We start from the raw sequence: 21,190 nt of genomic DNA on the forward strand, positions 1-21,190 counted from the left end.
TAATGTACTGTTCCATTGATGGAAGAAAAGAGAGGTACTTGTCCATATAGCTGGTTACCTCCCCATATGCCTTTTTTCCTTCATCTGTCAAGAGGGAGGCCTCAAGCAATTTCCCCGATTCGTCAAACTGCCTCTTTAGATCAAAAATCCTTTCATAAAAAACCTCGCCCGCAGCCATGTCTTTTGCAAAGATGAAATCGCGCACATTAACACGGATGCGCTGAAATGCCACATTCATTGTTGAAACTTCACCTATTGGTAATGTTACCTTTTTGTATAAAGTGTCGTCATCCGCCTGAATTTTGCTAATATTCACAACGCCAAAAATACCCACAACAATAGTTAGAATGGCCATGAGAATGTAACTCGCTAAGAGTCTTGTTCCAATCTTCGTGTCAGAAATCTTCATAGTAGTTATCAGTTTAATGTTTGCTAAAGAAATGTTAACAAAGCTAACGAGTAAACCATTTGATGCCACAGTTATTGGAGTGATTTATGTTTATCAAAAAGTTGACATATGTCATTCGCCACAATGACTTGTTGCGTCAAGAAACAAGGGTCTACATACCTTTGATAATTAATACGGTAAACTCAAGGTCACTGTATTTTTCCTCCGAATTGGCTAAAACAATAAAACTCTGCATGAACATTGACTAGGGTAAGCTGCCCTTGTAACAGATGCAGTACCTGGCCCAAGAAAAAAATACAAGCCGAATTTTATAGCTCTAGTAAAAGATATAGACAAACATTTGCCCAACTCTTTCGAAAAGCAACATTACTCAACACAGCGCACAGCGGCTATGATTACATAAAAAATCACTATTGTCCGGTAAACATTTGTTGATCCCTTACAGGGAACTTGCATCAAATATTGGTATGCTGTTTTACAATACTTTATCCCTGCCTTGCCGTCAGGCTGGCGCTACGCGGAATATTCTCCGTAGGAGATTTAGTATTGTAGAGAATGTAACCCCTGTTCTTTACATACCTCGTAGAGGTTTAACAATTTTAAGCAATACAGGAGAAATTAGGTTGTTTCCCCGGACAGTAGTGATAAAAAATATTATTAGATAAACCGCTACTACCTCCAACTCTTCATTTTATACCACCGATTGGCAAATAGGAAAATAATTAGATAGCAAGGAATCAAAATCCAGTAGGCGTTTTGAGAGCCAACTAAATCGGATAGGTAGCCCCAACCCAAAGGAAGAATGGCACCACCGGCAATGGCCATGATAAGCAAGGCTGAACCCTTTTTAATAAATCGGCCAAGGCTATGAATGGAGAGCGGCCAAATTGCAGGCCACACAATGGCATTGGCAAGGCCCAATAGGGCAATAAACATAACCGAAAGAAATGGGGTACTAAATATGGCTGCAATGGTTAAAAGAATGCCCAGCACCGCTGAAATTTCGAGTGCTCGGCGTTGTGTAACCACCTTCGGTATCAGAACTATTCCCAACAGGTAGCCCACAATCATGGCGCCAAGCGTAAAGGAGGTAAACATCTTAGCCGTGCTGATGGGAATCCCCAACGAAATTCCATAGCGTATGATGGTATCGCCAGCAACTACCTCAGCACCAACGTAAAAAAACAGGGCAACCACACCCATAATGAGATGCGGAAACTGAAAGATGTTGGTTTTGCCTTCAACATCCGACCCAAGCTCGCCTTCGGGTTCGGCCTCCACCTCAGGAAGGGGTGAAAAGCGAACAAACAGTGCCAGTAATACCAATACGCCCGACATAACCAAGTATGGAGCAATCACCCGGGCTGCAAGATTATCGAGCGCAAGAGAACGGGCTGCACCATCGAGCTTTGCTAAACTGGCAACAAAGACGTCACCATCGTGAAGAATAAAGTAGGCAAGGATTAATGGGGCAACCACTCCTGCAACCTTATTGCATATACCCATAATACTAATGCGTCGAGCAGCCGTTTCTGTAGGGCCGAGAATGGTGATGTAGGGGTTGGAAGCCGTTTGAAGTATGGCCAAGCCAGTTCCCATAACAAAGAGGCCCAACAGGAATAGACCATATGTGCGGGTGTAAGCAGCAGGGATAAAGATTAAGGTGCCTACTGCCATTACCAACAGCCCTAGCATCATTCCTTTCTTAAAACCAGTTTTCTCCAGCACCCAAGATGAGGGAAGTGCCATTACAGTATAGGAGATGTAAAAGGCAAATGTTACCAGGAGTGCCTGAAAGTTGGAGAGTTCGCAGGCAATTTTAAGGTAGGGAATAAGTATGCCATTAAGCCAAGTAACAAAACCAAAGATGAAGAAGAGTAAACCGATTAGAATTATGGGGAGCGCATTGCTTCCAGCCTTTGCAGAACGATTGTTGGACATAGCAGTTACGGTTTGGCCTACAACCTAAAAACGTTACCATGTGGTTGTATGGAACACAAAGGTAAAAATTTGGCAATACCGGACAACGGCTGAACGGTTAAATGTAAGATCAGCAGCAACACTGCATCATTAGTAAAAATGCTTATGAATTCAATTCTGATGGAAAAACATGAAATGGAGAACATGAAATGGAGAACATGAAAGAGGATGCACCTTTTCCACCTAGCCAACCAAGAAAATGGCACTAACTTGCTGTTAATAGACCCTACCCGAGGCAAACGCGTAGACCTTTTCCATAAACTCCTTGCCTATTGCTCTGCTCAGGCTATTTCTAAAATCACCCTTTTCGGGGTGCCACTGAACGGCATTCAGATACCCCTTGCCCTCGGGATTCATCCACTCGTATGCCTCAACAATTTTATCATGGGCAAAGGCCGTTGGGCGAAAGCATGGTGCGAGGGTTTTTACAGCTTGGTGATGGACAGACACCACCTCAAATGATTCTGCCCTTGCAATTTTGTAAAGGTTACCGGTGGAATCCAAGTTCACCCTGTGATACATCAGCTGCTCATTCTTCGATTTATGGCTCACAGCATTACCATAGTCAGCCTCAATATCAACAATTAGGCTACCGCCCATACTTACATTGAGTATTTGTTCCCCACGACAAATGGCCAGCAAAGGCAACTTCAGCCCCAAGGCTTTATCGATAAGAGCAAATTCAAGGTCATCGCGATAGGGATCGCATTCGCAGCGCGACTCCTCCTCACTGCGGTTGTAGTGTGAGGGATGCACATCGGGGCCACCTGTAACAACCAGCCCGGAACACTTTTCCAGCAGTAGCAACGCTTCAGGGATGCTTTTCCCGAAGAAATTGATGTAGTCAAACGTAGAATCGATGCTTCTCAACCACTGAATGTAGAGCTGATACTTCTCCTCATCGGTTGCCCTCGAAAATCCTATTGTAACCATAGCGTTTGTGTTTACCACTACAACTGCAATTATAGCAATTACATTCCAAGGTTATTATTTACATGGTAAACAGCTCCCGTCTGAGGCAAGGCATAAACGGTTATGGTATATGTGGCGGGAGCACCATCACCCGAAGCATTTTCACCATATACCGTAATTGTGGTTGATCCTGCATTAGGAAAGGTGAGATCGATGCTATTAGTTGTGCTTGTCCCAACCGCGCCATTATCGTTGGACCAGTGGTAACTGGTTGCATGAGCAATAAAAGGTACCGAATAGGTGGCCGTTGCATTTTGACATATCGTAGTTGGTCCGGCAATTGCTCCGGCCGCATCGGGTAATGCAGGATTTACTGTAACCGCTACCGAAGAATTATGAACGCTGCTACCGCAACCATTAACTGCCACAACGGTCACATTTCCACTGCTTGCCGATATGCCATAATCCACCGTGATGCTATTCCCATTTGCTGCACCAACAATGCTTGCGCCTGGCGGAACGGTCCATAAATAGTAGGTTGCATTGGCTACCGGTGAAATGCTATAGAATGTTCCAGCTGTTCCCTGGGTAACCGAAGTTGGTCCGGTAATCGCACCGGGATCGGATGGTAACGCATTAACAGTTATAACCAATGGATCGGAAGGAGGTCCATCGCCGCACAAGCCATTATTTCCAACTACTGTAATTGTGGCATTGCCAGTAAAAGCAGGATCCCAAGTCAACGTGCTGGTGGATCCGCTACCTGTAAAGCTACCAGCGGAAGAGGGTGAAACGCTCCAAATATAGTTGGTAGCATAGGCCGAAGATGTTGACAAAACTGAATTTGGACCACTTTGACAAGCGCTTGAACTTCCGATAATGGCTAACGGTTTTCTTGGTGGCTGATTCACCGTAATGTGAACATTGTCCGATAAGGGGCTAACGCAGTTGTGGCTATCCACAACTTTCACGTTATAGTCGCCCGCATCTGAAACATCGATGGAATAGGTTGTTTGCCCCGATGACCAAATTGCAAAATTCCCTGCCGGAATGGTTGACAACGTTGCTATTCCACCCTTACAAAAAGTAATAGGATCGGTTGTAGTGATAATAGGCTTAGCTAATTCAGGATAGTTGCTGATAACTGCACTGCTCCCATAATCGGTACCAACGCATCCATTGGCATCGGTAAGCGCAATTACGCTGTATGTTCCAACAACCGGCGACTGGAAAGTATAGGGATTTAACGAGGTTGAGCCAGAATAGGTGTTTGTTCCATCGGTATAGGTGTAGTTCCAGGGAGACTTTCCTGTAAAAAACATGGTTAAATCGGCAATGGACGAGTAGCAAATACTGTTTGTGCCCGAGAAAGAACCCTTGGGCAATCCATTTATGGTTACATCCTGTGATTGGGAATTGGAACATCCGTTGACTGGGTCGGCATAGGTGTAGGTCACCGTATGAATGCCCGCCCCAGCCGCAGCTGGATTAAGCGATGCAGTACCATCACCATTATTCGTAATACCCGACCCACTAAATATCCCCGTTGCTCCCAATGGGCTCCCTGTAAGAGTTACTGAGTTTACACTTGCACAGTAGGTAGCACCCAGCCCAGAAAAGTTAACTTCGGGCAGTGTGTTGGCAAAGGTTATAATGTTTGAATTCTGGGTTAAAGGCGATCCCGTTGTTATGGTCCCCGAGATTTTCGTTCCAGTGGTGCCTCCATTTCCATGGTCAACCCAAAGAGCACCCTCCCACACTCCAACTTTTAATGTGGCGAGATCGCCGATGCAGCAGCTGCTACTATTCCATCCCACCGTTGCATTAACATTAGAGGTTCCCGCGTTGCGTGTCAACGACCAGTACTCGCATTCGCTTATGTTGGTCAAAGTGGCTTCTCTCAAGGTGTTGTTATAGGTTGGGTGGGCGTCGGCATCCACATACTGCGCAGTGAATGCATCGGTAGCTGCCGATGGAGCGGTGATGGAGAGCGGCTGGTAGTTGCCCGAATTTCCAACAGGAAACTGAAAGGCAGTATTTCCAATCTTCTCCACTGGGCCATCAACATAGGAAACTGATGATGCACCCGATACCGAAGCGCTACTGGCCAGCACCAGTAAATTTGTGGAGGTAGTGCCTACAATTCCCTTGGTAAAGGTTACCACACCATTCACTAGAACGGGTCCATTAAGGGTAACCTGCGGCTGCGTAATTTTGCTGTTGTTTATGGTTACGTTTTGGTAGGTAAAGCCATCGGTGCCTGCCCCACTATTTGTAGGCCACGTCTGCAAGTAGCTGGTTCCCTGAAATATCAAAGTGGAGCTGTCGTTACACAGCAACCTACCATAAGCAGGTGCTCCCAAGATGAAATTACCCAAAAGATTGAGGGTAGAATTATCGTTAAGCTGAACTTCGACCATATTGTCGCTTGAAGCGCTGTAGGATATATTTCGGCCAGCATTTAATTGAGCGGTATTATTCAATGCCAAGGTAATTTTTGGTCCACCCGAATTTGTAAGAAGCAAATCGCGGCTTATTGCTAGCAATGCTGTATTGCTGATGCTTATTTGGTTATCAGCTACGCTTCCCGCACTTGATGTGAATGAAAAATCCTGTCCAACGGAAATAATGGAATTTTGGGTTGCATCCACAACCATGGCTGCATTACCTCCATTTCTCGAAACAAGAAGATCCTCATCCACAGTAAAGGTTCCTCCATTCCTCACGGTTATATCACCCGAATAGTCGGCGCCATTGTTGTAGTAGTTCACATTACCCTTAACCCGTAAATTGCCAGAGTTAATAATCAAACTAGTATTGTTGTTCTCCACCGGCATATCCAGCCGGGCACAAGCCTCATTATCGCTCACAGTTATTTTATAACCCTTTATGTGAACAATGTTTGCATCGGTGGGTATTTCGGTTGCAGGAGGCCCACCTTCAACCCTTGACCACGAAGAGGTTGTATTCCAATTTCCATCGGCAATTGCCCAAAACTCCTTGCTACTTACGTTGTTTAGGCATAATGAAAAACTGCCATGACTGGTATGGTCATCAATAGAAATCCAGTAGGCATTACCCGGCGTCAAAGTATCAATTGACAATGTCAACGTTCCTGAAAAATTCCATCCTGCTTCACCACACGCAACCTGAACCCCTGCGCTATTCCAAACGGCAATTTGCTGTCCACGCATAGAGCCCGAAGTTCCTCCGGTTGTAACGTTAATGGTTGCCGTATCTAGAATGGCGGTAAACTTAAACCAAACATTGTGATCGGTGCCACCACTCCAGCACGAACCGGCCGAACCATCGGCTGTAGCATAGGTATTATCATATGCTGCATCGGTCGAGCAAAAGTGATCCAGATTGGTAAGCACCACAGCACCCTTCTTAAAATCGAACCCCACCTTGTTGTTAACGCAGAGGGTGAACGTTCCATGCGTAGTTTGGTCGTCAACCGAGATGTAGTAAGTATGACCCGCAAGCAGGGTATCGATACTCATCGAAAGAGTTCCGTTAAAATTCCACCCCGCCTGGTTGCAAGCAACTTGAACGCCAGCCTCGTTCCACATGGCCACCTGCTGTCCACGCATGGTGCCAAAGGTGCCACCGGTTTTTACATCCACCTGCACCTCACCCGAAATGGCCACAAACTTAAACCAAACGTTATGGTCGGTACCGCCTGTCCAACAGGTGGGAGCCACTCCATCGGGTGTGGCAAATCGATTGTCGTACAAGGCATCGCTGGAACACCATGTATCTATATCGTTGAGCAGCAGTGCGCCGTTTTTAAAATCGTAGCCGGTGTTGTTACTTACGCATAAGGAGAAGCTACCATGGGTGGTTTCATCATCTACCGAAATGTAGTAGGTGTTGCCGGCGGTAAGCGTATCGATGCTCAACGACAGGGTTCCGCTGTAGTTCCACCCGGCATCGTTGCATGCCACCTGCACACCAGCTGCATTCCAAATGGCAATTTGCTGACCGCGCATGGAGCCATAGGTGCCACCGGTTTTCACATCAACCTTGATATTGCCCGTAGCTGCAACAAAGCTAAACCAAACGTTGTGGTCGGTACCACCAGTCCAGCACGAGCCGGCTGAACCATCCTTGGTGGCATAGGTATTTTCGCACTGGGCATCGGACGAGCACCAATCGTTAGTGTTGCTTAAAACCTCTGCTCCCGATCGGAAATCATACCCTGGAACATTATCGAGACACAGGCTAAAAGTGCCATGCGTAGTTTGATCGTCCACCGCGATGTAGTAAATATTTCCCACCGTAAGCGTATCGATGCCCAACGACAATGTTCCGCTAAAGTTCCATCCCGACTGATTGCATGCCACCAGCACTCCGGCCTCGTTCCAAATGGCAACCTGCTGACCACGCATGGAGCCATAGGTTCCGCCTGTTTTCACATCGACCTTCGCGGCATTGGTCGATGCCGTAAACATAAACCACACATTATGGTCGGTACCACCTGTCCAACACGGGGGCGCCGTTTCATCCGCCGTAGCGTACCTATTGGTGTAAACGGCATCGGAGGAGCACCAGCCGCCAATGGAAGGAAGAACTAATGCCCCGCTCTTAAAGTCGTATCCAGCCTTATTATTTGCACATAGGCTAAAGGTTCCGTGGGTAGTTTCATCGTCTACCGAGATGTAGTAAGCGTTACCGGCAGTGAGCGTATCCGCCACAAGCGATAGCACTCCGCTGTAGTTCCAGCCACCGTCGATACAGCCCAGCTGTTGCCCGTTTTCATTCCAGATTGCTATCTGCTGCCCGCGCATGGTGCCCGAAGATCCACCCGTAGTAACATCAACCTGGATTTCTCCCGACACGGCAACAAACTTAAACCACACGTTGTGGTCGGTACCACCTGTCCAACATGAACCTGCAGCCTGATCCTTGGTTGCGTAGGTATTGGCGTAGGCGGCATCGGTGGAGCACCAATGGTCAATATCGTTCAGTATAACGGCATCTTCCTTAAAGTCGAATCCCACCTTGTTGCTTAGGCACACCGAGAATGAGCCATGCGTGGTTTCATCGTCCACCGAAAAGTAGTAGACGTTGCCAACGGTGAGCGTGTCGATGCTTAGTGATAGGTCTCCACTGAAATTCCACCCCCCATCAATGCATGCCAGCTGCTGCCCGGCCTCATTCCAAATGGCTATCTGCTGGCCGCTCATGGAGCCAAAGGTTCCTCCAGTCTTGACGTCAACCTTTATTCCTCCGGTTTCGGCAACAAACTTAAACCATACGTTATGATCGGTACCGCCAGTCCAACACGAACCCGGCGAACCATCGGGCGTGGCAAAGGTGTTGCTATACTCTGCGTCGGTGGAGCACCACCCATCGGTGATATCTAAATACTTGGCATCCGACTTAAAATCGTAGCCGGGATTATTGTCGATGCAGAGCGAAAAGGTGCCGTGCGAGGTTTGGTCGTCAACGGAAATGTAGTAAGTGTGACCGGTGGATAGCGTATCAGCCGCCAAGGTGGATGTGCCGCTAAAGTTCCACCCCGCGTCGTTACAGGCAACCTGCGTTCCGGCTTCGTTCCAAATGGCCATTTGCTGGCCATGCATGGTGCCGTATGTTCCACCGGTTTTTATGTCAACCTTAATGGAGTTGGTTTCGGCCACAAACTTAAACCACACGTTGTGGTCGGTGCCACCGCTCCAGCACGAACCGGCAGAACCATCCTTTGTGGCATAGGTATTATCGTACTGTGCATCAGCAGAGCACCAGCTATCAAGAATGCCTAACGTTACTGCTCCCGATTTAAAATCGTAGTTAACTGCATCGTCTACACACAGGCTAAAGGTGCCATGGTTGGTTTGGTCGTCAACAGAGATGTAGTAGGTATGTCCAGCCGTTAGAGTATCCATGCTCAGCGATAGTGTTCCGCTAAAATTATACCCTGATTGGTTGCAGGCTACTACCGGGCCTGAGCTGTCCCAGATGGCCACCTGCTGGCCGCGCATGCTACCGAATGTTCCGCCAGTTTCAATATCAACCTTTACCGCGTTGGTGGTGGCCACAAACTGAAACCACACGTTATGGTCGGTGCCACCGCTCCAGCAAGAGGGGGCAGCACCATCGCCTGTTGCATAGGTATTGTTAAACTGGGCATCGGATGAGCACCATCCGTGAACGCTGCTCAATACCAATGCCCCCGATTTCATGTCGTAGCCGGGAGCGTCGTCGAGGCAGAGGCTAAAGGTGCCATGGGTGGTTTGGTCGTCCACCGAAACGTAGTAGGTATTGCCAGCCGTGAGCGTATCCATGCTCAGCGATAGCGTTCCGCTAAAACTATAACCTGATTGGTTGCAGGCAACAAGCGTATTTGCCGAATTCCAAATGGCAACCTGCTGGCCGCGCATGGTTCCATATACACCGCCGGTTTCAATATCAACCTTAACCGCATTGGTGGTGGCTACAAACTTAAACCAAACGTTGTTGCCCCTATCGCCACTCCAGCAGGGTACCGATGGCCCATCGGCGGTGGCGGCAACATTGGTATAGGCTGCATTGGCTGAGCACCACTGGTGAACGGTGGCTATGCTGTCTGCATTTACCTCAACATCGTTAACCGGTTGACTATACCCGCTAAGAGCAAAGAAAAAAAGGATGATAAGAATTGTCCCTACCCTGAAATTATTCCTAAAAACCATACTTTACACTAGACAATTCAACCATAATTTGAAAATAATGTATTACGGTAAAACAGCAATACCGTTGCGATAATAAATATCAAGGAAACCTATTAACCTTTCAAAGATATCTACTTTGTTCTATTTGTAACGAAAATGAATTGTAAACAGGCTGCGCAATTTGCTTAACCAACAGATATCGTTGATTAATGGCATGTTATTACGGTCTATTCCACAATATTTTAGCCATGGTTAGCTCATACTCGGAAACTAGAATGACGTGGGAGACCGCCAACAATCTGTTTCCTATTGCAGCTTCAAAAAATCACCATCGATTATCATTAGCTTCACACCATTGGCTGTGGATGAACGATGCGAGCTCAAATCATCGGAAACAACATAGGTCATCCCCTTTTTTAGCACGAATCGCTCTCCATTCTGTAATTCACTCACAAATTCTCCCTCCAAGCAGTGCACAATGTGTCCCTTCTTGCACCAATGATCGGCCACATAGCCGCTTGTATACTCAACAATCCGAACTCTTAATCCAGGAAACTGAACAGTTTGCCAAAGAGCAACACCAACTTCTCCCTTGTGCTCAGTTTTTGGAATTACTGTCCAATCGATGGTTTGGAACGGAATATTTGCCTCGTTCATATTCATTGGATTAGCATTAATTTTCAGCAAAACTAATAATTAATGCTTCCGCTGGTCGTCAAATCCTGAACGCTATTCAAAAAAATGTTTGAATTCAAGCAGGGAGGATTCTAATATGGTTGAACGTTGGGCTGTAAGGCCTATGCGGATTTCATGTTCTGTCGTTGTCTGACCACCTGCAAGTTTGAAAAAAGCAGGAAGTTGTTATAGTCTGACGTGAACCCGCATAGGTTTTACAGCGTGTTGGCGTTTCGTTGTTTTGCACTTCAATTTTTCCAGTTAATTGCATAATCCCCTGTCGGAGCTATTTCAATCCACTTTCCGTTTATCACTTTTTCGTTTTTGGTTCGATTATTTGTTAAATATAACGAATATGAAACTATACGTTCTCTATATTGTATATCGACCGAAAATTCAGAATTGCCCTGAGGTATAATTACTGTCTTAGTAAACGAGCTATAATTACTTTCGCTTATCAATGGATTATTTGTGTAAACGGATTCTTCTCCGTTAAAATAAAGTTTGTTGTCCCAAATACCCGAGGGAATTTCGACCAACACAGAATCAGAAGCTGTCCATGCAAACGCATTTTCTTCATCACTTTTGAAGAACGATGTTTTAACTATATTATTTCCCTTAAATGGTTCTAATGTAAATTCTTGAGCAGATGAAATGTTAATAAACTCATAATCCGATCCTTTCTTTATAAAAATTGAGTCTCCATCGTATTTATCGATATTATACTCAATTTTCTTAAAAGTATAGCCTTGTGATTTTTTTTGACTTACCAAAATTTCTTTTGTTTCATTTCCAGATTTGAGAATAATCGTGAAGCCAAAATCCTTTCCAGTAGCATTTTCCTTGACAAAGATGTTTAGCAAGGAATATGAATTACGAACAATACTAAACCCCTTATCACCCCATAGTGCATCCAGTCTCCCCAAACTATCTAATTTAAGGATATCATTTTCTCGGACCAGAACACTATCTAATGTGTAGCAGTTACCATTAATATTTGCGTTGCTATTTTGATTGACTATTCCCGCAATTGTCCAATTAGGATTGGTAAATGAAATTTCTATTTTTCCTCCTTCTGCCTCCATTTCTATTTGAGATATTGAAGGGTCAATAAGGTTAAATTCATTCTCATGCTCGTTGCATGAATAAAAATGGAAAGAAAACAGAATTACTAAAAAGATGTTTGCATTTTTCATATTAGATGTATTTTAATTATTTAGTTTTGCTTATTTGGTGAGTTTCAAAATGAACGCCAACTCGTTTATAACCCCACATTTGGTGGGGTTATCCCTACCATTTTGGGTGGAAAACCACACCTTTTGGTGTGGTTTATTCCCGACATAAATGTATAACTATTTTCTATAAATCATGATAAGGGGACTTAATTTCTTCAAACTACAAAGTCGCCAGATTCAAAAACACTAGTATCATTGGGTAGTTCCCATAAAAAAAGCGCCACAGCACCCAACCTTGATTACCGGAGCGCTGTGGCGCAGAAATATCTACTAAAACGTAACGCTAACCTAGGTTCTGCAGAAAGCGCTTGTAGTAGAGCATCACAATGGCCAGAATGGCACCCAGCTGGATGGCAATTTATATGCTTGTTTACCTTTCTCCATTATTCAATCTCCGCAATTTCACGAATTAACATTCCTAAAATATCGCTGCTTTCTTCTCCCGAACCATAAGGCAAAGCACCTTCAATTCCTTCTGTAATGTTTGGGTTATTCAAAAGTTTCTGGCATTCGCTCTTTAAATATTCTTTTACACTTGGATTTGAAGCACTGATATTGTCCAGTATATCGGAGCAGTTATCCAAAATATAAATAATGTCCTCAAAATCGTGGCTTTGCCGTAAATCATTTCCTCCCCGCGCATTGTGTGCTTCAAATTTCGCAGCCAAATAATATTCCGGTGGAAATACAAAAACTTCAGTTCCATCGGGAAGCGTTTTTTGTATTTTAATTTCAATTCCTTCTTCATACCACCGGTTACTAAATCCAAGGACATTTGAATCGGTTGGCATAACATCAACTTTAATGTCTTTGTAAATCCATCTGCAAATAGGCGCTCCTTTTGAAGTGTCGTTTTTAAAACCTTTGGCTCTTAGATTTTCTTCCAGTCGTGCAAATTGGAGCCTTGAACTAATTTCAATTACACAATCTACATCAATTGTTGGTCTGATTTCCGAAGCTGCCGGATTATCCGCATAAAGTTCAGCAACCGCACCGCCGACAAAGACCATTTCATCTTTCAATTCGCCCAAACCATTTGCAACAGTTTGTAGCATTATAATATTTGTACTAGGCATTTTTTAGGCGTTTGTTTAATTCGTCGATTGCAATATTTACTTCTCTAACACGCCCAACTCTAATAGTATCAACAATTACTAATAGTTCATAAAATAATTTATCTTCTTGAACTATTTGAGGTAGTGTTTTATATAATGGTTCAATGGCTTGACCTCTATGAGTACCTTTAGCATTCGGCCATACATAAATATCAATATCAGATGAAATATATTCTTTTATTGGTGAAGCTGAATGAGCAGTAAGAGTTCCTTTTACAATTGCACCTGGTTCAGTTGGGAAAACGTATTTTAAGCCATAAACCAAAAACTCGTTAAAAGAGTTGATATTAACTTTTCTTTTTTTACTATCAATTAGTTTTGCAATCTTACATCTATTTAAAGCTTCAGAAACTTCAGAAGGACTTATTCCAATAGCATTTGCAATATCAATATTTCTCCACTTACCACTTTCTATTGAAATAATCTTCAATAGAACTACAATATCTTGTGGACGCATTCCATTATGCTTCTTCATAATCACTATTATTAATTGACTTCGTCGATCTTCTGATTCGCGATTCGCGAATCACAAATATATCTATAATATTAACTCAAACAAAAAGTATTCCTTGAGTATTACAATCATAAGCAGTTAGTCTTTCAAAACCTTCTTTATCTTTATATACACAGCCAGTATCAATATTAATTACAGCAAGTTTAGAAAGAACTCTTTCTTCACACTTAGAAATACTTATAGGATTATGACCATGAATAATAGTCTTATTTGCTAATAAAGGATTTGTGTAGGATTCTTTGCATTTCCACAGCATTGAATAATAATCAGTAAAAGGATTTATTACATTATCATTAAAACCGGCATGAACAAAAAGATAATCCTCAAATGAGTAATAATAACTCAAATCTTTAAAGAACTTAATGTATTTTGGTTCAATATCTTTCAAAGAACTAATTTCAAAACTTTTCAATGTTTCATCTCCACCGTTTTGAATCCATTTTGAAATATTATTTTCATTTGCGTTAGCATCCAGAAGCATGGCTTCATGATTTCCAATTAGAGGAATAACATCAAATCCCTTCTCCTGTAATTCCATTATAAAATCTACAACTTCTTTACTTTTATCACCTCTGTCAATGTAATCACCAAGCAAAATAAGGTTGTCTTCTTTTTGAAGTTGAATTTTATTTCCCACCAATTCTTCTAATGAATCGAAACATCCGTGAATGTCTCCAATTGCAAAAAGTCTTTTATTCATAACTTAAATATTTGAATGAAGGTTGAAGGTTGGAAAATTGCACTCTTTTGCAAATTTTGATCTGTGAGGTAGCCTGTGCAATGTGCGTGGGTTTCCCAAACTGTCACGAAGGGTAGAAGCGGGTGGGCAAAAACTATTTTTTTTATTACACCGAACTTCAATCAATGCTTTAATCTTGTCTATAAACTATTTTGATTTCCCAGTCAATTTATCAATGTACCACTATTTTTTTAGCCATGCACACAACTCATTCATAACCCCACCTTTCCTATGTGGTTTATTTCCTACATAAAATTATAACTATTTTCTACAAATCATGATAAAGGGACTTAATTTCTTAGAACTTCAAAGTCGCCAAGTTCAAAACACAAGTATCATTCGGTAGTTCCAATAAAAAAGCGCCACAGCACCCGACCTTGATTACCGGAGTGCTGTGGCGCAGAAATATCTACTAAAACGTAACGCTAACCTAGGTTCTGCAGCAGCGAAGCCGAGCCGCTCAGCAGCATGTAGAGTATAAAGGCAACTCCAATTACAATGCGGTAGTAGCCAAACCACTTGAAGCCATAGTTCTGCACTATTCTTATAAATATCTTCACGGCAATCCATGCAAAAATAAAGGCAACCGCAAGCCCAATTCCCAGCAGCATTAGCTCGGTGGCGTTGAAAACCACCGGTGTTTTCAGTAGGTCGTAGCCCGTAGCGGCAAACATGGTGGGCACGGCCAGCAGGAACGAAAACTCGGTGGCCTGCTTCTTGTTCAACCCGTTGAAAACCCCGCCAACTATGGTGGCGGCAGCACGCGATACACCGGGAACGATGGAAACGCTCTGTGCCAATCCAATAAAGAAGGAGCGTCGGTAGGAGATATCCTCCAGGTCAACATACTCCGACTTGCGAGCCACCACACGCCTATCGATAATAATAAGGATTATACCACCCACTGTAAGGGCAATGGAAACGCCCAGCGGGTTAAACAGCACCGCCTTAATGTAGGGATAGGCCAGCACGCCAGCAATTCCGGTGGGTATAAAGGCCACGGCCAACTTTAGGTATATGGTAAAGCTCTGCAAAAAGCGCTTGTAGTAGAGCATCACAATGGCCAGAATGGCACCCAGCTGGATGGCAATTTCAAAGGTCTTCACAAACTGGCCGTTCATATGCATTATGGACGAGGCCAAAATCATGTGACCGGTGGAGGAGATGGGTAAAAATTCGGTTAGCCCTTCAATAATGGCCAGAATAATGGTTTGGATAAGATTCATGGATGTGGTCTATTAAGGTTTGCTCTCGATTCGGTAAGAAATAAAAATTTTCAAACAGGAAAATTCAAGGGAGCAAACCTACCAAATTGTAAATCGTTTTCCAAAAGGGATTCCAAAAATTGATGGAAAGTTAAACGGAGTTGGGAGAACGGAGTCCGAAGAATTGAACCTCGAAGAGGTTTAACATGAATAACGCCAACCGGACGGGGTTAAACCTATTGATGGGCATCAACGACACAAACCGGATGGGGTTGGAACAATTGATGGACATTAACAACACAAACCGGATGGAGTTGGAACAATTGATGGGCATCAAAGACGCAAACCGGATGGGGTTGGAACAATTGATGGGCATCAACGACCTAAACCGGACGGGGTTGAACCTACTGATGGGCATCAACGACACGAACCGGATGGGAGGGTGAAAATACCAACCCATGAAAATCAAGCCCAGAATATAGATACCGATAATATAATAGCTGGAACGGTTTTTGCTATTTCGAATCCCTCACCTAACAAACCAATACTGAATTATTATGAAAGTAAACTATTGCCTAAAAATAACTTTGGCCATAATGCTAGCCATCTTCACCACTAAGATAAGCGCCAATGCACAGGAGCAAAAACAGGATAAACCTGCATTAATGTATATTGTAAATGGAGAAGAGATTAGCGATGCACAAGTTCAGGAGCTATCCAAGGACAACCGCATTAAGGGAATGCGCAAGGGAGTATCGGACGAAGAAAAGGCAGCGCTTGTAAAAAAGTATGGGGAAAGGGTAAACAGCAGCTATATTGCCGTGCTCACGCTATATTCCGATGAAGAAATAGCCGAACGGGCAAAAATACCGGCTCAGATTGTCGAGGCTCAAAATAAAGCAGCCATTGCACAGGAAGAAAAGCAGGAGAAAGAATCAACCTTAATTCAGGTTGGCGATACGGCTCCAGATTTCAACGTTGAAATGCTCAACGGACAAAAAGTAAGGCTATCGGATTTGAAAGGGAAGGTAGTATTGGTAAATTTTTGGGCCACATAGTGTGCCCCCTGCATGATGGAGTTTAACGAAATTCCTGACAAAATTGTGAAACGCTTCGAAGGAAAGGATTTTGTATTTCTCCCGATTTCTCGCGGCGAAAAGCGCGAGGTTGTATTGAAAAAGATGAACATGCTAAAGGCCAGAGGCATCGATTTTCCGGTTGGCCTCGATCCCAATCAAGCAATATACAAGCTGTACGCCAAGGAATCCATCCCTCGCAACTTTGTAATTAACCAAGATGGCAAAGTGGTTTATACAACAATTGGCTACGACGCAAACAAACTTGAGGAAGTTGCGACCCAAATTGAAGCCCTACTGAAATAACGAAAAAAACTCATACTCAACCAACGCGGCTCTAAAGTGGTTGCAGCACCCACAGCTCCACCTTCTCCTCTTCGCGCCAGTGCTGGTTGCGGCGTGTTTGGGTGGAGGCTGCCCTCACCTTTCCGGTAAGGTGAGCAACGGCGGTAAACCGTCCACCCTCGGCCAGCTCCTGCTCCACCGGATGAACCGCTGCAGCACCAACCGTTTGGGCGAGGCTGGAGAATAGAATTACCACCTGCCCTGCTGGTGCAAGGTGCTGTGCCGCCTGCTCAAAAAAGCGAGGGAATAGATCTGCTGGGTAGTAAATGGCAGCATCGAGCCAGGTGGGCTCGTGCGTGGCGGGTAGCCAGGGTGGATTAAACACCACAAGGTCGGCAAGCTGAATACTGCTGGCAAACAGATCGCCGCAGAGCAAGCTAACCCTTTCGGCAACACCTCGCCGCTGCAGCTCCCCCTCCATGCTAATAATGGCGTTGGGGTTAACATCGGTGGAGAGCACGCTCCCAAAGCCATGCTGCAGCAGCTGCAGGGTAAGCACTCCGCTCCCCGCTCCTATGTCGAACACCACGCTTTTGGCTCCCGAGTAGGACTTAAGCCAGCCGTCGAAGAGCTCCAAGTGGTCGTAGCGCGTGGGGAAGTACACGCCGTAGTATGGGTGCAACTTCTGCTTCAGCAACGGTATTTTTATGCCATTGAGATACCACTGCCAGGCGCTGTTGAGCCCCTGAACATCGGGGAAGGAGAGAAAAAAGTTAGAGCATTCGGGATAGAGCTGCTGCAGCCACCCTATTTCAGGTGCTTTCCTTACTACCAGCCTATTGCCCGCGATTTCGAGGAGCAAATGCTGCGATGCCTCCCGGTATGCCGACCGAAAGTTCCGCTGCTCGTGATACTCCTGATTTTTGAAGCTCCAGGTCAGGAGTTGCTTCGCCTTTTCGAGTACGGCAAGCCCGGTGCTGAAAAAATCGGCCACCAGCACATCCTCCCCATCAATCAACATCTCTGCAGCCAACCGCAGGTCGTCGTGGTGACGAACGGCTGCCACCTCGCAGGTAATGTTAAGCGGTTCTGGTCGATTGGCATGTAATTTCACGCCCTCTTGTAAACCCATAGTGCTAGAATTATTGTGCAAGCCGCCCCCTGCCGTTTCTACTCGTTATATTGCCTATTCTTCCAATACCACCACTGAAGCTTTTCGCTATCGTGTACCTGCTCCGTGGCAAAATAAACGGCACATCGAAAGGTGTAGAGCATGCATATGTCGTGCTTAACGCCCGTAATGGCGTTAAGCTTACCATAAAGTTCCGCCGGATTCCTACCCTTTAGGTCGGCAATGGATCGAATGCCGAGGTTCCACAGGTCTTGGGAGCAAGCCTTCCCAATGCTGGGAATGCGCTGCAGCTCCTTCAAAACCACCTTCTGGCTACTCATCCTCGGCAAAGGTTAGCAGGTAGCCGTTGTTATCCACCAGCGAAAATTCGGTTGCACCGTAAAAGGTCTTCTCCAGCCCCTTTACCACGCTACCACCGTTTTTCATCTTCTCATAAAATGCCCGAATCCCCTTTATTTTTATGTAGAACAGCAATGAGCCACCATTTTCTCTCTTAATCTCCGGCAGCTCGCTACCCAAACTTTCGAAGGTTTGAAACATAAATGCAACGCTTCCGCAGGTCATCATGGCCCAGCTAAACGGAGCTGTTTCGGGCACGGTCATTATCAATTCAAAATCCAACGCCCTATAAAAGGTAATGGTTTTGTCGATATCCTCAACAAAGATATTTGGAGAGATACTTTCCATAGTTTGCATAGCCATACACGTAGTTATTACTCCTCCAAATGTATCAATTAAAGATGAGTTCGTTGTCAATTATTATGGCTAATAAAGTGCTGCAAATCTGCATACCATTTTCCAACCTAGCATTGGTAAGTCCCTGCTCATCGTTACCTTCTTGTTTTGCAAATATTTTAACGTCAAAACCCATACAGGTTAAGGAAACTAGAAATATAAACCTTAGTTGCCATTAAAAATTATTTTTTTTTAACACTCAAATATTGACTTTGCCTATTTTTTGTTAGAAATTGTTCAACGATTCAAAACCAAAACCAACCAGTATAATAAACCGGTCACCATGAAAATATATCACAACATTCCAAACCTCCCTCCTCTTCATAAACATATACAGCCGAATGCCGCATCGGCTTCTCTTTCTAGAGTGAATTTTTTAAAAATGTATGTTCAGACAATTGGTGTAAAATTATTATTCCGAGCGCCGATATTTGGAGGTGTGTCTGGTTAAATGATTGAAAAGGTTTAGATAATTCATTACTCCTTTCAACCATTAAGCTACCCACACCTTGCCAGCAAGGCTCAAAAGAGTCTTGTAATTACTTGTTATGTAGTGTCTCAGCGTTAAACTAGATTATAATGACTGCAGCTTCTTCAAGCGAATTGCTCAAATCGATGGCTGAAAAATTGCTGCTCCCAGAGCCAGATTTTCTTACCATGAAACAGGCTGTTGAAGGTATGTATGAGATGTTCAAAGCAATAACAGGCATTTCATGCGAGAATATGAACGATCAGGACATTATGCTTCCCAAAGGGAAAGCCATTTCGCCAGTTGCTGCCGCACACTGCCTGCTTGAGATGAAGCGAACCACCGTATTCCTTCGAGGCATAAAGTGTGCAATTGATTCGAAGTTACAGGCTAACCGCAGGGTAGAAATTTTATATGCAGGTTGTGGCCCATATGCCACACTGGTAACGCCTCTACTTTCATTCTACACCTCAGAGCAAGTAAGGGTAACCCTCTTAGACATCAATCCCGTTTCTATCAAAGCAGCAGAAACGCTCATTGTTTCCCTCGGGTTTGAGGGCTATGTGGCAGATTACATTTTAGCAGACGCCAGCACATATCAGGTAGATAAGCCCTACGACATCGTAATTTCGGAAACGATGCAGAGCGGGTTAAAAAAGGAGCCACAGGTAGCCATAATGCAAAACCTAATACCTCAGTGTAACGCCAATACCATTTTCATCCCGGAGCGAATTACCATTGATGCCTACTTAAAGAAGAGAGGTATTTGGCAAGAAGACCAATTAATAGAAGAGGGAGGCAAAACAACCCATATCTGTGAGCTCTTTTCTGTAAGCAAAACAAGATTGGAGGCAGCTAGCTATCGGAAGATTGTTGATATGCCTCAATCGCTTATCGGTCCATACGACCTGCTGCTTTACACTACCATCAAGGTGTTTGGCGAAGAGGTGCTGAGTCTTAACGATTGCAGCTTAAACCTGCCTCTCAGGTATTATGAGTTTAGAGACGGCTATCCAAAATCTATTGAGTTTTGGTATAGGCAAACCAGCAAACCAAAAATAGAATCTAAAGTTTTAGATTATACAACCAATTACTAACTAAAAAAATTAGAATTATGGATGAACCTTTTTTGGGTCAAATTTGTGCTTTCGGATTTGACTTTTACCCCAACGGGTGGTTGTTTTGCGACGGAACAACTCTTCCGATCGCTCAGAATTCAGCCTTATTTGCTTTAATAGGCACTTATTTTGGAGGTAACGGTGTACAAACCTTTCAAGTACCTGATTTGAGAGGAAGAGTAGTTGTTGGTCGGGGTGCTGGACCAAATTTAACCGTTAGGACTATTGGAAACATGGGAGGTACAGAGACCGTTGCTTTAAATGTAAACGAGATGCCTCAGCATAACCATACAGCTACTTTTACTGGGAATTCTGTTACTATTAAGGCTAATGCTACTAATGGCACAGATGCGACTCCTTCGGCTAGAAATATCAGCCTTGGTGCCACAACAAATGGAACTTCTCTTTACAACGCTGTTACTCCTGATGTTGCATTGAATGTTGGTGGTGGTGCTGTTACTGGAACTGTAGCCATAGCAAATAATGGACAAAATGCAGCTCATAACAACATGCAACCATTTACTGTATTAAATTACTGTATAGCTACCATGGGAATCTTCCCCACACGTCCATAATTTTTATTAACCGCTGATTGATATTACTAAATCAGCGGTTAATTTTATTAAATTAATTACGAATGAATCGCACCATTAAAATAGGGTTCCTTTTCCCATTTTCAACCATCACACCCAATATGTCGCAAGACATAATTGATGGATTTTTCACGGCAATACCAGAGTTATTTCGAAAGAACTTTCAGTTTTTTCCTGAATACATTGATAAAGGGAGTAACGAACTTGTTAAAACAGCCGTGAATAAGTTAATTATGTTTAACAATGTTGATATAATCTCTGGAATAGTAAGCTATAAGGTGATACCCGAAATTACCTCTATTATTGAGCAACGTAAAAAGTTGGCTTTTTTCTTCGATTTGG

At 44.0% G+C, this 21,190-nt stretch carries 17 protein-coding genes and 1 pseudogene; 5 read left to right on the forward strand and 13 right to left on the reverse strand.

Annotated elements, in window-relative coordinates; genetic code table 11:
• The 10 genes from VMW01_16305 to VMW01_16350 form a co-directional block, all read right to left on the reverse strand.
• A partial coding sequence (locus VMW01_16305) for an MCP four helix bundle domain-containing protein (protein ID HUW07810.1) occupies window positions 1-409 on the reverse strand: 409 nt, incomplete at its 3' end.
• Window positions 410-1,081: 672 nt separating this feature from the next.
• The gene (locus VMW01_16310) at window positions 1,082-2,350 is read right to left on the reverse strand and encodes a sugar MFS transporter (GenBank protein HUW07811.1); all 1,269 of its coding nucleotides are present in this window, start codon (window positions 2,348-2,350) and stop codon (window positions 1,082-1,084) included.
• Between the two features lie 255 nt (window positions 2,351-2,605).
• Complete coding sequence (locus VMW01_16315; protein ID HUW07812.1) at window positions 2,606-3,322, reverse strand: gamma-glutamyl-gamma-aminobutyrate hydrolase family protein; 717 nt, start codon at window positions 3,320-3,322, stop codon at window positions 2,606-2,608.
• A 38-nt stretch (window positions 3,323-3,360) separates the two neighbouring features.
• Window positions 3,361-9,978 carry a hypothetical protein gene (locus tag VMW01_16320; protein ID HUW07813.1) on the reverse strand — a complete coding sequence of 2,206 codons (6,618 nt, stop codon included), beginning with the start codon at window positions 9,976-9,978 and terminating at the stop codon, window positions 3,361-3,363.
• 285 nt (window positions 9,979-10,263) lie between these two features.
• Window positions 10,264-10,614: a DHCW motif cupin fold protein gene (locus VMW01_16325; protein HUW07814.1), complete on the reverse strand. Its 351-nt coding sequence runs from the start codon at window positions 10,612-10,614 to the stop codon at window positions 10,264-10,266.
• A gap of 266 nt (window positions 10,615-10,880) precedes the next feature.
• Window positions 10,881-11,828: a hypothetical protein gene (locus VMW01_16330; protein HUW07815.1), complete on the reverse strand. Its 948-nt coding sequence runs from the start codon at window positions 11,826-11,828 to the stop codon at window positions 10,881-10,883.
• A gap of 422 nt (window positions 11,829-12,250) precedes the next feature.
• Window positions 12,251-12,943, reverse strand: a complete 693-nt coding sequence (locus VMW01_16335; GenBank protein HUW07816.1) for a hypothetical protein — start codon at window positions 12,941-12,943, stop codon at window positions 12,251-12,253.
• The gene (locus tag VMW01_16340) at window positions 12,936-13,457 is read right to left on the reverse strand and encodes a hypothetical protein (protein HUW07817.1); all 522 of its coding nucleotides are present in this window, start codon (window positions 13,455-13,457) and stop codon (window positions 12,936-12,938) included. The genes VMW01_16335 and VMW01_16340 overlap by 8 nt, the downstream gene beginning before the upstream one ends.
• Window positions 13,458-13,533: 76 nt before the next feature.
• Window positions 13,534-14,196: a metallophosphoesterase family protein gene (locus tag VMW01_16345; GenBank protein ID HUW07818.1), complete on the reverse strand. Its 663-nt coding sequence runs from the start codon at window positions 14,194-14,196 to the stop codon at window positions 13,534-13,536.
• Window positions 14,197-14,660: 464 nt separating this feature from the next.
• Window positions 14,661-15,461: an undecaprenyl-diphosphate phosphatase gene (locus tag VMW01_16350; GenBank protein ID HUW07819.1), complete on the reverse strand. Its 801-nt coding sequence runs from the start codon at window positions 15,459-15,461 to the stop codon at window positions 14,661-14,663.
• A gap of 185 nt (window positions 15,462-15,646) precedes the next feature.
• Here VMW01_16350 and VMW01_16355 point away from each other — a divergent pair, with 185 nt between their 5' ends.
• Both VMW01_16355 and VMW01_16360 read left to right on the forward strand, forming a co-directional pair.
• Complete coding sequence (locus tag VMW01_16355) at window positions 15,647-15,886, forward strand: hypothetical protein (protein ID HUW07820.1); 240 nt, start codon at window positions 15,647-15,649, stop codon at window positions 15,884-15,886.
• A gap of 294 nt (window positions 15,887-16,180) precedes the next feature.
• Window positions 16,181-16,822: pseudogene (locus tag VMW01_16360) on the forward strand (TlpA disulfide reductase family protein).
• 31 nt (window positions 16,823-16,853) lie between these two features.
• On the opposite strand, the gene VMW01_16365 reads toward VMW01_16360, so the two are convergent.
• The 3 genes from VMW01_16365 to VMW01_16375 are packed head-to-tail and all read right to left on the reverse strand — an operon-like array spanning window position 16,854 to window position 18,620.
• A complete protein-coding gene (locus VMW01_16365) occupies window positions 16,854-17,933 on the reverse strand; it encodes a class I SAM-dependent methyltransferase (protein ID HUW07821.1) in 1,080 nt (359 codons plus the stop codon).
• 38 nt (window positions 17,934-17,971) lie between these two features.
• Complete coding sequence (locus VMW01_16370) at window positions 17,972-18,253, reverse strand: helix-hairpin-helix domain-containing protein (protein HUW07822.1); 282 nt, start codon at window positions 18,251-18,253, stop codon at window positions 17,972-17,974.
• Window positions 18,246-18,620, reverse strand: a complete 375-nt coding sequence (locus VMW01_16375; GenBank protein HUW07823.1) for a VOC family protein — start codon at window positions 18,618-18,620, stop codon at window positions 18,246-18,248. Before VMW01_16375 ends, VMW01_16370 begins: the two co-directional genes overlap by 8 nt.
• Before the next feature lie 627 nt (window positions 18,621-19,247).
• Here VMW01_16375 and VMW01_16380 point away from each other — a divergent pair.
• The 3 genes from VMW01_16380 to VMW01_16390 form a co-directional block, all read left to right on the forward strand.
• The gene (locus tag VMW01_16380; GenBank protein ID HUW07824.1) at window positions 19,248-20,234 is read left to right on the forward strand and encodes a hypothetical protein; all 987 of its coding nucleotides are present in this window, start codon (window positions 19,248-19,250) and stop codon (window positions 20,232-20,234) included.
• A gap of 17 nt (window positions 20,235-20,251) precedes the next feature.
• Window positions 20,252-20,830 (forward strand): tail fiber protein, encoded by a 579-nt coding sequence (locus tag VMW01_16385; GenBank protein HUW07825.1) that lies wholly within the window; start codon window positions 20,252-20,254, stop codon window positions 20,828-20,830.
• A 62-nt stretch (window positions 20,831-20,892) separates the two neighbouring features.
• Window positions 20,893-21,190: hypothetical protein (locus VMW01_16390; protein ID HUW07826.1), on the forward strand; the 298-nt coding region annotated here is incomplete at its 3' end.

The organism is Williamwhitmania sp., from assembly GCA_035529935.1.
Classification (GTDB): Bacteria; Bacteroidota; Bacteroidia; order Bacteroidales; family Williamwhitmaniaceae; genus Williamwhitmania.

What these genes read in the sequence shown, in the direction of transcription:
- VMW01_16310 (HUW07811.1), bottom strand. Translation starts at nt 2,350, where the DNA reads ATGTCCAACAATCGTTCTGCAAAGGCTGGAAGCAATGCGCTCCCCATA.
- VMW01_16315 (HUW07812.1), bottom strand. Translation starts at nt 3,322, where the DNA reads ATGGTTACAATAGGATTTTCGAGGGCAACCGATGAGGAGAAGTATCAG.
- VMW01_16320 (HUW07813.1), bottom strand. Translation starts at nt 9,978, where the DNA reads ATGGTTTTTAGGAATAATTTCAGGGTAGGGACAATTCTTATCATCCTT.
- VMW01_16325 (HUW07814.1), bottom strand. Translation starts at nt 10,614, where the DNA reads ATGAACGAGGCAAATATTCCGTTCCAAACCATCGATTGGACAGTAATT.
- VMW01_16330 (HUW07815.1), bottom strand. Translation starts at nt 11,828, where the DNA reads ATGAAAAATGCAAACATCTTTTTAGTAATTCTGTTTTCTTTCCATTTT.
- VMW01_16335 (HUW07816.1), bottom strand. Translation starts at nt 12,943, where the DNA reads ATGCCTAGTACAAATATTATAATGCTACAAACTGTTGCAAATGGTTTG.
- VMW01_16340 (HUW07817.1), bottom strand. Translation starts at nt 13,457, where the DNA reads ATGAAGAAGCATAATGGAATGCGTCCACAAGATATTGTAGTTCTATTG.
- VMW01_16345 (HUW07818.1), bottom strand. Translation starts at nt 14,196, where the DNA reads ATGAATAAAAGACTTTTTGCAATTGGAGACATTCACGGATGTTTCGAT.
- VMW01_16350 (HUW07819.1), bottom strand. Translation starts at nt 15,461, where the DNA reads ATGAATCTTATCCAAACCATTATTCTGGCCATTATTGAAGGGCTAACC.
- VMW01_16355 (HUW07820.1), top strand. Translation starts at nt 15,647, where the DNA reads ATGAATAACGCCAACCGGACGGGGTTAAACCTATTGATGGGCATCAAC.
- VMW01_16365 (HUW07821.1), bottom strand. Translation starts at nt 17,933, where the DNA reads ATGGGTTTACAAGAGGGCGTGAAATTACATGCCAATCGACCAGAACCG.
- VMW01_16370 (HUW07822.1), bottom strand. Translation starts at nt 18,253, where the DNA reads ATGAGTAGCCAGAAGGTGGTTTTGAAGGAGCTGCAGCGCATTCCCAGC.
- VMW01_16375 (HUW07823.1), bottom strand. Translation starts at nt 18,620, where the DNA reads ATGGAAAGTATCTCTCCAAATATCTTTGTTGAGGATATCGACAAAACC.
- VMW01_16380 (HUW07824.1), top strand. Translation starts at nt 19,248, where the DNA reads ATGACTGCAGCTTCTTCAAGCGAATTGCTCAAATCGATGGCTGAAAAA.
- VMW01_16385 (HUW07825.1), top strand. Translation starts at nt 20,252, where the DNA reads ATGGATGAACCTTTTTTGGGTCAAATTTGTGCTTTCGGATTTGACTTT.